This window comes from Patescibacteria group bacterium, from assembly GCA_018817085.1.
Taxonomy (GTDB): domain Bacteria; phylum Patescibacteriota; class WWE3; order CG2-30-40-12; family CG2-30-40-12; genus CG2-30-40-12.
The window spans coordinates 1-11,971 of the sequence record JAHIUT010000010.1 but is presented as its reverse complement, the minus strand read 5'-3'; the positions used below and the strand labels follow the sequence as shown (position 1 = coordinate 11,971).

10 protein-coding genes are annotated in these 11,971 nt (G+C 36.8%); 8 read left to right on the top strand and 2 right to left on the bottom strand.

Features of this window, described 5'->3' with window-relative positions; translation table 11 throughout:
• The 3 genes from KJ678_00820 to KJ678_00810 all read left to right on the top strand — a co-directional run.
• Positions 1–1,578: hypothetical protein (locus tag KJ678_00820; GenBank protein MBU1016693.1), on the top strand; the 1,578-nt coding region annotated here is incomplete at its 5' end.
• Between the two features lie 111 nt (positions 1,579–1,689).
• Positions 1,690–3,312 (top strand): glycosyltransferase family 39 protein, encoded by a 1,623-nt coding sequence (locus KJ678_00815; protein MBU1016692.1) that lies wholly within the window; start codon positions 1,690–1,692, stop codon positions 3,310–3,312.
• 118 nt (positions 3,313–3,430) lie between these two features.
• Positions 3,431–4,297 (top strand): glycosyltransferase family 2 protein, encoded by an 867-nt coding sequence (locus tag KJ678_00810; protein MBU1016691.1) that lies wholly within the window; start codon positions 3,431–3,433, stop codon positions 4,295–4,297.
• A gap of 130 nt (positions 4,298–4,427) precedes the next feature.
• On the opposite strand, the gene gmd is transcribed toward KJ678_00810, so the two are convergent.
• On the bottom strand, positions 4,428–5,498 hold the full coding sequence (gene gmd / locus KJ678_00805) for a GDP-mannose 4,6-dehydratase (protein ID MBU1016690.1): 1,071 nt from the start codon (positions 5,496–5,498) through the stop codon (positions 4,428–4,430).
• 24 nt (positions 5,499–5,522) lie between these two features.
• On the opposite strand from gmd, the gene KJ678_00800 reads away from it, so the two are divergent.
• The 4 genes from KJ678_00800 to KJ678_00785 all read left to right on the top strand — a co-directional run bounded on the left by KJ678_00800 (position 5,523) and on the right by KJ678_00785 (position 10,516).
• A complete protein-coding gene (locus KJ678_00800) occupies positions 5,523–7,067 on the top strand; it encodes a glycosyltransferase family 39 protein (protein ID MBU1016689.1) in 1,545 nt (514 codons plus the stop codon).
• Positions 7,064–8,743 carry a phospholipid carrier-dependent glycosyltransferase gene (locus KJ678_00795; GenBank protein MBU1016688.1) on the top strand — a complete coding sequence of 560 codons (1,680 nt, stop codon included), beginning with the start codon at positions 7,064–7,066 and terminating at the stop codon, positions 8,741–8,743. The genes KJ678_00800 and KJ678_00795 overlap by 4 nt, the downstream gene beginning before the upstream one ends.
• A gap of 53 nt (positions 8,744–8,796) precedes the next feature.
• A complete protein-coding gene (locus tag KJ678_00790) occupies positions 8,797–9,318 on the top strand; it encodes a hypothetical protein (protein MBU1016687.1) in 522 nt (173 codons plus the stop codon).
• A gap of 70 nt (positions 9,319–9,388) precedes the next feature.
• Positions 9,389–10,516 (top strand): DegT/DnrJ/EryC1/StrS family aminotransferase, encoded by a 1,128-nt coding sequence (locus tag KJ678_00785; protein MBU1016686.1) that lies wholly within the window; start codon positions 9,389–9,391, stop codon positions 10,514–10,516.
• Here KJ678_00785 and KJ678_00780 read toward each other — a convergent pair.
• Positions 10,508–11,488 (bottom strand): Fic family protein, encoded by a 981-nt coding sequence (locus KJ678_00780; GenBank protein ID MBU1016685.1) that lies wholly within the window; start codon positions 11,486–11,488, stop codon positions 10,508–10,510. The two genes, KJ678_00785 and KJ678_00780, sit on opposite strands and share 9 nt — an antisense overlap.
• 142 nt (positions 11,489–11,630) lie before the next feature.
• Between KJ678_00780 and KJ678_00775 the strand changes: the two genes are divergently transcribed.
• Positions 11,631–11,864 (top strand): hypothetical protein, encoded by a 234-nt coding sequence (locus KJ678_00775; GenBank protein ID MBU1016684.1) that lies wholly within the window; start codon positions 11,631–11,633, stop codon positions 11,862–11,864.
• The last annotated feature ends 107 nt before the right edge of the window (positions 11,865–11,971 follow it).

Sequence of the window (11,971 nt, the reverse complement as noted above, 5' to 3'; positions counted from 1 at the left end):
TTTCCTTTAGCGGCTTTTTTTGCATATCTTCTTTTTTACCATCTAACAAAAAATAAATATATTTCCTTTGCTTTTGGATTAATTTTTTCTTTTTCTCCTTACCACATTTTTTCTTCGCAGAGGCACACAGAACTTGCAATTACTTGGGTTATACCGCTTGTAATTTGGACATTTTTAATAGCTTTTGAAAAGAAAACCTTCAAATATATTTTTTTAGCGTCTTTTTCTCTTGCTTTAACAATGTTGTCCTCAATCTACTGGGGAGTATATCTAGTTGTGTTTACCTTTTGTTTGTGGATTAGTCTTGCTGTTGTTGAATTATTACTGAAATCTGGATTCCAAATCAAGTTTGGAATGACAGGAATTCGCAATTTATGGAAAAAGTATTTATCTTTTTATGTAGTTTATTTACTTTTATTTACTCTTATAGCCGCGCCATTTTTATTTTCTTATATAAAAGCTAACTATTTTCAGGAGCAAGATATGACGAGAGGTTGGGTTTATCAAAACACTATGGTAGTTAAAAGAGGTCTTGCGGATTTTATGCTTTATTCAATTATGCCTTATCATTTTATTATTCCGCCCTCCGAGAATCCTATTACAGGGGAGGTGGGGAAGAAAATGGTCTTGTTTATAAAAGATAATTGGGGATATTTTATGGCGAAAAACTATGTCTTTTCCGAGCATGGGGGGGATTATCTAGGAATAGCTAATATATGTCTGTTCACTGTTGCAATCTTTTTTGCTATTAAGCGAATGTTACTTTATCTCAAATGTCAAAGCTCAAAACTCAAAGCCAAATCTCAAATCTTAAAATCTGGAGTAGAAGAAAGATGTTTTTTGCATAAAATTCTAATTTTTGCTACCGGGGGGCTTTTGTTATATATGTTCGCGATGCCGCCGTACTTTACGATATCCGGTTTTAAGATATACACCCCCGCTTATCTCATATATACTTTTTTCCCTATGTTAAGAACGCTATCAAGAATGGGGGTTATTATATTTTTGTGTGTTTTATGTGTGAACGCTATATTCTTATCTCAAATGTCAAAACTCAAAACTCAAAGCCAAATCTCAAAACTAAAATCTGGGGGGATAATTCTTATTTTTATTTTAATCACTCTTGCAGAGTTTTATATGCCTTTAAAGTATTTGGACGATACAGTCCCCCCTCCCGCTTATGCTTATATTGGGACGAAAGAGGATAGCGTGAAAGTAGATTATGTAACGGATAAGGGTAGAGAATATAAATATACTGGACCTTCTTTTGTGGTGGAATATCCATGGGGTTATGATATAGCGGCATTTTACCAAAAATATCATAAAAAAGGATTTGCCAACCCGCTGTTTTATGTTAATCCGTACCTTAAATTTAATGGGATAGAGTTTTCTTATGAATTGGATAGCGCAGGCGGGATTAAAAAAGCGTATGATTTGGGTATTAGATATGTGATTTATCATAAGGGAGATGAAGATACTATAAAAAGAGTTCAGAGAGGGGAAGATCCGGAAGGGTTTTTTAAAGAGCATTCAAAGTCTTTTAAGGATTTTGGTGAAATAATTGTATTTGAGTTGTAATTTTTCTGTCATTCCAGCGGAAGCTGGAATCTATGAAAGGGATGTCTGGATTCCAGCTCGGGGGCTGGAATGACAACCCAATCGTCATTACAACGAAGGTTGGAATGACAAGTGACTAAAATGTCTAAAAATCTGTTATTTGCAGGAATAATCTTCGTCCTTTTTGTTTTAGTGGACTCTGTGGGTTTGGGCAGAACCGGTATGCTGTGGGATGAGTTGGCTGTAGCCACTAACGGCGAGACTTACATTGGATATTTTAAGAATTTGGATTTTTCGCAAAGAAATTGGTCTTTAAACGACGAGCATCCCCCTTTAGGGAAATACATTTACGGCATTTCCAGAAAAATTACCAAAACGGTTCCTTTTTTAGTTAATTTAGACCCATTATACTCCCCGTCCACTGCTTTAACATTCTCGCGATTTTTCAGTGTTTTAATGGGGGGGCTGGCAGTTTCCGCGCTTTTTTTAATGACCTCGCAATTTTTTGGGCAAAGAGTGGGGTTTTTATCGGCGCTTTTTATGGCGACCAACCCGCATTTTTTGGCTTATACTAGAATAGCTTGTTTGGAAATGCCTCTCCTTTTGTTTTCCCTGCTCTTTGTTTGGTCATTTATCTACGCGATAAAAAATAAAAAGGGTCCCCCCCTAGTAGGGTGGAACCATATTTTTGGTTGCAAGGAGTGGGTTTTAACGGCATTGCTTTTGGGGGCGGCAATATCCAGCAGGTTTAATGGGGTGTTTTTATGTTTCTTATTTGAGGCGGGGCTTTTGCTTTTTTATGGTAAAGAATTATTTACTAAAAAGCATATTTGGAAAGCTTTCTTGCCCGCTGTATCCTTGCTTTTTTTGTATCTAATTTGGCCTTGGCTTTGGCCCCATCCTATCCGAAACTTTTTTGAAAGTATAGATAGGGGAATGGAAGTCCATACTAAAGAGTATTTTTTAGGAAGAACGAATTTTAGCCCTTTTTATTATTACTTTATATATTTTATGGCAACCGCGCCAATTCACCAACTTTTCTTTTTTGGCGCTTTTGGATATTTCTTGATTAAAGAGTATTTATTCAAGGAGAAAACTTTTTCAAAGGTTTCTCCTTTGTTAATTTTTATTTTTCTTTATTTTCTAACTTCCTTTTTAGCATCCTTTGTTCCTCTAAAACAAGATGGTATTCGCTATGTGCAGTTTTTTATTCCCGCTTTTTGTATTCTGTCTGCAGTAGGGGTAAGTAAAGTTATAAGGGGTTTCAGATTCAATGGGGTGCGGACCCGCCTAGGGCGGGTACCGACCCCTAGAGATTGGTTATGGCATTTTATACTTATTGGGGTAGTAGTTGTTAGTTTTTACATTCCCTTCCGCTTTTATCCCTACTACACAAATTATTACAACGGGATTTTTGGTTCGTTAGAAAGTATTGTTAAGAATAAAACATTTGAAATGGGTTGGTGGGGAGAAGGGTCTCTTGAAGCGGTAGAAAAAGTAAATTCCGTGGTAAAACCAGGTGAAACTGTATTTGTAGATTTTGCTCCAGGTCATACAGTTCCAAGTTTTACTGAAGGAGTGAAAAATATCAAATTGTGGCAAGGGGAACCTGACTATATTATTTTGAACCTGTTTGCTAAATGGTATGGGGATGGCGATAAAACGGAGGCGTATATAAAAGAGCGTAATTACAGGCTAATTTATGAAGTTAAAGTGGCAAAAAAAGTAACTATAGTGTGGGTGTATACAAAATGATACAATCATTTTGTATATGTCAAATCTCAAAACTCAAATGTCAAAAGTTACAAAGTAAGTTCGCTTTGCGAAGGCAAATCTCAAATCTAGGAAACTAAACGAGAGGGTTTTATAAGTTATGATTAGTATTATTATTCCAGTTTACAATGAAGATAGTTCTATAAAAAATACCGTCCACAAGGTTTATGATGTGTGTGAAGAATCCTTCAAGGATTATGAGATTGTTGTGGTTAATGATGGTTCTACCGACAAAACCGCAAGTGTTTTGGAAAGTTTAAACCTTTCTCATTTAATTATTTTAAATAGAGGATTTAACAAAGGGTATGGCGCTTCGCTTAAAGAGGGTATTGGGTACGCAAAGGGTGAAATTATCGCTATAACAGACGCGGACGGCACCTACCCAATTGAAAAAATTCCGCAACTAGTTAGTGAGGTAGAGCGGGGGTTTTCTATGAGTGTGGCGGCAAGAAGAGGAAGGTATAAAAACACTTCTTTAATTAGAGCTGTTCCGAAACTTTTTTTGGACAAAATAGCCAATGTTGTTGCGGGTCAAAAGATTCTGGATATAAATTCGGGTCTTAGGGCTTTTAGAAAAAAAGATGTGTTGCCGTTTTTTAATATTATTTCCGACAAATTCTCTTTTACCACCACAATAACGCTTTCCTATTTATCAAACGGTCTTTCCGTGAGCTACCTTCCAATTGAATATAAAAAGAGGGTAGGAAAATCTAAAGTTAAAGCCAAAGACGCGCTTGATTTTTTAAGTTTAATTTTAAGAACGATAATGTATTTTAATCCGTTGAGAATCTTTGCCCCTACCGCAATTTTCTTGATGGGAATGGGATTTCTAAAGTTTGTTTATGATTTATTTAACGAGCCTTTTCTGAATATCACCCCTTCTGTTATTTTTGTTTTTCTCTCTGGTCTTCAAATTTTAGCAATTGGTATGCTTGCGGACCTTATTAAGTCCACACGAGGGAAGTAATCTTGATAAGAATGACGGAAACACTTTGTCATTCCAGCGAAAGCTGGAATCTAGGAAAGGAATGATGGATTCCGTGTCAAGCACGGAATGACAAATGACAACTAACTGTCATTCCAGCGAAAGCTGGAATCTATTTAGGATGCGGATGTGTTTGATTTAAGGGTTCTATTGGTCTGTCGGGGGAAATTCCTATTTTGTGAATTCGCGGTTTGCGAGAATTAAATTCTTTAACATCTTTTAGATTTTCAAGTTCTGCTTCCGTCATTATTTTTACCAATTCCTTAAACTTTGTTTTAGGTTTCCAGCCAAGTTTTTCTTTAGCTTTAGAAGGGTCTCCTAACAGAATATCCACTTCCGCAGGTCTTAAAAATTCGGGCATAATTTTTACATATTTTTCGTAACTATCGGTAATACCCGCAACTTTAAAAGCTTCTTCAAGAAATTCTCTAACGGTATGGGTTTTTCCTGTTGCTATTACAAAATCATCCGGTTTGTCTTGTTGTAACATTAACCACATTGCCTCCACAAAATCTTTGGCGTATCCCCAATCTCTTTTGGCGTCAATGTTTCCTAGCGGAATATGGTCCACCAAACTATATTTTATGGCGGCAGTATACCTAGCAACTTTTTTGGTTACAAACTCTTCGCCTCTCCTTGGCGATTCGTGGTTAAACAAAATTCCGCAAGAAGCGTGCATTCCGTAAGCCTCTCTGTAATTTATGGTTGCCCAGTGGGCGTAAAGTTTAGCCGCGCCATAAGGGCTTCTCGGATAAAAAGGAGTTTTTTCCGTTTGCGGAATTTCCTGCACTTTCCCATACATTTCGCTGGTGGACGCTTGATAAAATTTAATTGCGGGGTTTATTAGTTTTATGCTCTCCAGTATTCTAACCGGTCCTAAAGCGTCCACTTCTGCGGTGGATACGGCAGTTTCAAAAGCGCTTTCCACAAAACTTTGAGCCCCTAAATTATATATCTCGGAAGGGCGGGATTCTTTTATGGCGTAAGTTATGGATGTTTGGTCGGTGAGGTCGCCAGGAATGAGGTAAATCTTATCCAACAAATGTTTTATGCGGCTTATGTTGGGAGTGCTGGTTCTGCGATAAAATCCAAACACCTCGTAACCTTTTTCAAGCAAAAATTCCGCCAAATAGGAACCATCTTGCCCAGTAATTCCTGTAATTAAAGCCCGTTTATTGTTCATAGAAAATATTTTATAATATAAACAATGTTTAGTCTACAAAAAGTTTGCAAAAAGGACATTTTGGGGTTTATCACTCTAGTTTTTGTATTTTATGCCTTTCTTTTGCCCTTTCTTTCAACTTCTTTTATAGCAATTAATGAACCCGACTGGATTGAACGCTCCGCTAGGTTTCTGGAAGCTTTTTTAAAAGGAGATTTTGCCAACACCTATCAGAAATACCATCCAGGTGTAACTTTAATGTGGATAGTAGGTGTTTGTGTAAAAAATTTTAAAGGAGACATTTTTAGTGTGAATACATTTCCCCAATTCGCCTTTCTTGCGAGATTTGTTTTAGGGACGGTGTTTCTTTTAGTTATTTTACTGTCTTTTAACAAGCTCCGCAAAGTTTTTCCGCTTAATTGGACATTTTTTGTACTGCCTATTTTTCTTTTTTCGGAACCTTTTGTTATGGCTCTTGTCCGTTCTATTGGACCAGACGCGCTTTTATTCGCTTTTGTTTTTGCCTGTCTTTGTTTTTTTTATTCTTATCTTGTGGAGAGGAAAAGATTGGACTTGATTTTGTGCGGTGTGTTTTTAGGATTTGCCCTTCTTACAAAAGTTACTGCTGTTTTTTTGTTTCCGTTTTTTGTTTTAGGTCTTATAGGGGTCAAATCTGAAATATTAGGGTCTGACCCGCCCAGGGCGGGTCAGACCCTTAAGATATTGTGTGTAATTTTACTTACCTCCGCACTTACATTTTTTCTTCTTTTCCCCGCAATGTGGGTTAATCCTTTGCGTACTCTAAAGGACATAGTAACTTTAGGGGCGATTGACGCGCCGTTGTACGATTACGCAAGCCCAATAATTTCAGAAGATTTAGCAAAAAACATTTTTGCGCAAAAATTTTTATCGTATCCTTTGGTTTTTGCGTTCCGTTCAAGCCCGCTTTTTTTGATTTTTTTCATACTTGGGGTTCTCGCCTTATTTTCTAAAAAGCTAGATAAAAGGTTAAAGACATTAGGGTTTGTGTCATTGCTGTTTTTAGTTTGTTATTATATCCCCATATCCTTTGCGGAAAAAAAGATTTTTAAATACGCGCTTTTATTTTTTGTACCTGCGACATTTTTTAATTTTATTGGATTGACTGTTTTATTCCAAAATATCAAGAGAAAATGGGTGACCTTTGCGGTTTTAGGGGTATTTGCGATTCAAATTATTTACAATTTAAGCTTTGTTCCTAATTATTTATTTTATTTTAATCCTCTTTTGGGCGGCGCAAAAGTGGCTCGCCATTTTGTTAAAATAGATTTAGAAACCACGGGCTTTAGTATGGCGGGAGACTATTTAAACGCTCTTGGGGTGGGGGAGGATAAAATTGTGGTCACCTATCCGCCCAAAAGTTTGGGACCATTTGTAAACGCTAGGGTTGAGGATATAAGAACATATCCAGATGATGCCGATTTTTTGCTTGTTCCTTTTGGAAAAATGGACGAATTTAAAAGCAAAATAACGCCGTCTTATGTATTGGAGAAAACATTTACTTATCGTAATTTAGATTATTTGTTTTTGTATAAGAATATATACAAGTGAGTAGAGGTAATCATAATCTTGAATTTTTTAAAAATCATATAAGGGAGGCTACTTTGTTAGTCGTTTATGTTTTGGTTACCCTACCTCAATTGGGTTATTCTTATGTTCAGCCTACGGATCCGGTTTGGGTTCAGCGGGGAATTCAGTTTTATGAAGCTTTTAGGCATTTCAATTTTGCGCAGACTTATACAAAATATCACCCCGGAGTTCCGTTAATGTGGATTACCGGTATTTCTTACAAGATATTTTACGCTTTTCAAAAAATTCATTTTGGATATGTTCGTGATTTATTTCTGTATCAGGTGGATTTGTATTCTATATATTCTTTCATAGCGAAGTTTTTCATTGCTTTAGTGATAATGGTTATATTGTTGTATTGTTATATTGTTATCAGAAAATACATAAACTCAACTTTTGCGTTTTGGACTATTTTTTTTATTATTACCGAACCGTTTGTTATTGGGAATATTCGTTCAATTCATGTAGACGCTTTAGCCGCATTTTTTATGTTTGCGGCGGTTATAAGTTTTTGGGCTTTGCAGGTGGAAAAGTCCTTGTCAAAAAAGTACCTAGTTTTAGTCGGGGTATTTACGGGTTTAGCCCTTTTAACAAAAATAAGCTCTATTGTTTTGTTTCCATTTTTTGTTGTAGTTGCGATATCCTATTTCGCCGAGTCGTCCCTGCTTAGAAAGGAAGGGCGCATTAGGAATGCGCAGCTACAGAAGACGGTTATTTCTTCATTTATGATTTTTTTGATTTCAGTAGCTGTTTTCTATGTTCTCTTCCCCGCAATGTGGGTTGGTCCTGTTTCTACTGTCCAAAAGATAATCTCGGATGGGTTTTTGGATACAGCGTTGAACGAAGAAAGCTCAAGGATAGTATTTTTGGGTTGGGATGTTATGTCCTTTAAGTATAAGTATGTGGCGTACTTAATACAGTTGGCATTTAGAACGACTCCCGCCTTATTAATTTTGGTTGTAGTTGGTTTAATAGCGGGTTGCAGAAGAATTTTGAGCGGGATAGTCCCGATCCTGAGCTTGCCGAAGGAGAAGGGTCTATCCCGAATTGGAATTTTATTGTTTTATTCTCTAATTTTCATTTTCGGCTATTACCTTATGATTTCCATCTCGGATAAAAAAATCTTTCGTTACATTTTGCCGATGTATCCATTTTTAGCAATTTTTGCGTCTTATGGAATTCGTTCCTTTTTAGGGGTCAGCCCCTCCGCCATTCGCCAGCTGGCGAAGGCGGGGGGTCTGACCCCAATTGGCATTTTAATTTTATACCACTTATGGCAGCCTATTTCTGTCTCTCCTAATTTTTTTGCTTATTTTAATCCTCTTTTAGGTGGCATAAAAAACGCGTCAAAAGTAATAAGTCTTAATCAAGACGCTACGGGATATTATATTGTTGGAGAGTATCTAAATCAAAAACCAAACGCGGAGGAAATCACAGTTGGTTGTTATGATAGCGGGCCTATGCGCGTGTATTTTAGAGGATATTCTGTAAAGTTAAAATTGACGGGTTTGTCTGAAGAGTATTTAAAAGATATGGATTATATCCTTTTGCCTGTTCAAGAAGGTTGGCAATACCTTCCGAAAGAGGAATTTGTTCTAGAAAAGGTATTTAGAATAAACAATTTTGATTATTGGTATCTGTTTAATCGTACGGATTAATTTCTAGAATCAAGCAGTTGACTTTCATATGGCATTTAAATTATAAATTAAGTATGCCGAAAAAAGAAACCGAAAGTTTTGTGGAACATATTACTGATAACAATAACACTCTGTTGGGCATAGTTGTTCGGGCAAAATTTAGTAAAGATGGCGTTAATTTTTTTACCCCCGATTCTTTTCCTTTTCAGCTGGGATTTCTTAAACAACCTAAAGGATACGGTTCTAAACCGCACACACACACTTTATTGCCGGAGGACAATATAGTTAGAGATGTCCAAGAAGTGGTGTTTGTGGTTGCAGGGGTGTTTGAAGTGGATTTTTATGGTAATGGCGAAACTGTTCTTGCAACGGTGATTCTTAATAGGGGAGACACCGCGCTTTTTGTAAGCGGGGGGCATGGATATAGGGTTAGCGAGGATTGCAAGGTGGTAACGGTGAAACAAGGTCCCTACCCAGGAGCGGAGAGTGCGAAGAATTATATAGATAAATCTCAAAACTCAAATCTCAAAGTTCAAAAGTTACAAAGTAAGTTCGCTTCGCGAAGTCACCTCTCAAATGTCAAAACTGAAATCTAAAGACTAATGACTAGAAAACGCTTATTAGATTTGAGATTTAAAATTTGGATTTGAGTTTTGTGTTTTGAGATTGTTTTCTATGATCCCAGTCAACGCGCCTAAAATTCCAAAAAACGCTATTAAATATGTAACCGATGCAGTGTCCTCTGGCTGGATTTCTTCCGCGGGAAAATATGTGGATGAATTTGAAAAATCTTTTGCCAAATACACCAACACAAATTACGCTACCACTTGTTCCAACGGCACGGTTTCGCTCCAACTGGCCCTTGCATCTTTGGGAGTGAATGCGGGGGATGAGGTAATTATTCCCAGCTTAACAATAATTTCCTGCGCTTTGGCTTGTGTTTATTTGGGTGCGACTCCTGTTGTTGTGGATGTGGAAAGGGATTCGTTTTGTATTGATGTTTCAAAAATAGAAGAAAAAATAACCTCAAAGACCAAAGCTATTATGCCTGTTCATCTTTATGGGCAATGTTGCGATATGGAACCTATATTGTCCATTGCTAAAAAATATAATCTATTTGTTTTAGAAGATGCGGCGGAGGCTATAGGCGCGGAATACAAAGGAAAAAGGGCGGGTTCAATGGGAGATATCGGGTCCTTCAGTTTGTATGCTAATAAGTTAGTAACTTGTGGGGAAGGCGGGGTATTAACAACTAATGATGAAAATCTGTACGAACGCGCAAAAACTCTTAAAAATTTGGCTCATTCTAAAGGCAAGAGGTTTTGGCATGAGGAGGTTGGGTTTAACTTTAGAATGACAAACATTCAAAGCGCTTTAGCTTTGGCTAGTTTGGAAGAAGCAAGGGAATCGTTAAAGCAAAAGCAGGAAATGTCCCAATGGTATGATGAAGGTCTTAAAGATGTATCGGGTTTGACTTTGCCTATTAAATCCACTTACAACAATGTACATAGCTTTTGGATGTACGCTATTGTTGTGGAGGATAGTTTTGGAATTTCCGCTTTGGAGTTAATGCGAAGGCTCAAAGAGGAATATCAGGTGGACACCCGCCCGTTTTTTTATCCTATTAATGAGCAACCAGCTTTAGAAAAGTTTTTTAAGGGGGATAAAACTTTGTATCCTGTATCAAAAGAGCTTTCAGAAAAGGGTTTTTATTTGCCTTCGGGATTAACCTTAACCAAACTTCAGGCGGACGAGGTTATCTTTGCCATAAAATCCATCAAACAATCAATCTAGAATTTTGTATATAACCCCTCTAGTTGAACCTGTTTTTATAATCATATTTTTGTCGCAAAGTTTTTTAATATCGTATCTCAAAGTTCTATCAGGCACTTTTAAAAACCTTCTTTTTATGAAATTGAAATCTGCAAATTTGTGTTCTTTCAAGATTTTGTAAATTTCCTCTTGTCTAAAAGTTAAGGTTAGAACATTTTTTTCCTTTTTAGCCTCCTCAAAAATATCTTCTTTAGTTTTTTTAAGTTGGATGTAAAAGTTATTAAGCATAAAGAGTAAATACCTTTCCGGATTTTTTAGACCGATATCCAAAGCGTGATAGTATTCTTCTCTTTTTATATTTAGTTGTTCCTCAAATGGAACCAGAAAGCCAAAGTTATAGCCCCTGCTTTTCAAAATAGTGTGTATTAAAAGTCTGCCGACCCTGCCGCTTCCATCGGCAAAAGGATGTATTTTTTCAAAGATCAAATGGGTTATTAACGCCTTTAATAAAGGGTGTTCGTCATTTTTATTTGCGTACTCTGTTAGCTTCTTGACTAAATTTTCCATTTCTTCGGGGTGTGGGGCGATATAAACCACTTGTCCAAATTGGTTATAAATGGCTTCCATTTGGGTTCTTAGTTTTCCAACATCTGTGTATTCCCTCCCCATTACAATTTTATGGAGGTCAAGGATAGCCTTTTTTGTTACAGGCGTGTTTCTCTTAATGTTCTTTTCAATATATTTGATAGCTTCTAATATGTTAAAAACATCTTCTTTCTTTTTAGACCGTGAATACTGAGCGGTCTCAATATCTAAAAGATTTCCCTCGATCTTTGCCGAGTAAAGAGAGCTTTTTAGCAAACCTAATTTTGTCGCGCGGTTTTTTGCTTGTGGAGGAATATCGCTTTCGTTAAGAAACAGCTTTAGGGATTCTATTTTAATCAACACTTTCTGTATTTGATTGGTTAATTTATATTTAGGGGGAATAACCATAGAAATATGTTACCAGATATTGCCGAATGTTGCCAAATACTTTGGGGAAGACTTGTAGTTGCTAAAACAGCGAAATTATTGTAGAATATAGGGTAGTTTGCAATTCCGGCAGTTGTCCATCAGAGAAAAAGGAGGGAGGAAAATGGCTAATATTGTTGTTGTGTCGCTTGAAAGAGATGCGTATTATGCCGCGAGTGTTGTGGATTTGTTGAGGGACTGCGGTAGTTATACAGTGCTTGGTGTAACTTCTGTACAAGTTCTTTCTGGAGCTATTGCTTGGGCAGATATGCTGGTTTTTTGGGACACACCCATTTCTCTACTCAGTTTTGCGATGGAAGCAAGGAGGGCGCCGTATCAAAAATGGTTGATATTTTAGATAAAATTTGGGAGATTTAGATTATCTTTTTTAGTCATTTCCAACGGTCTCTTTCCATTAAGATGTTTAAATGGTTCTCTGCAATCTGTGAATTTGCTCAACCTTCT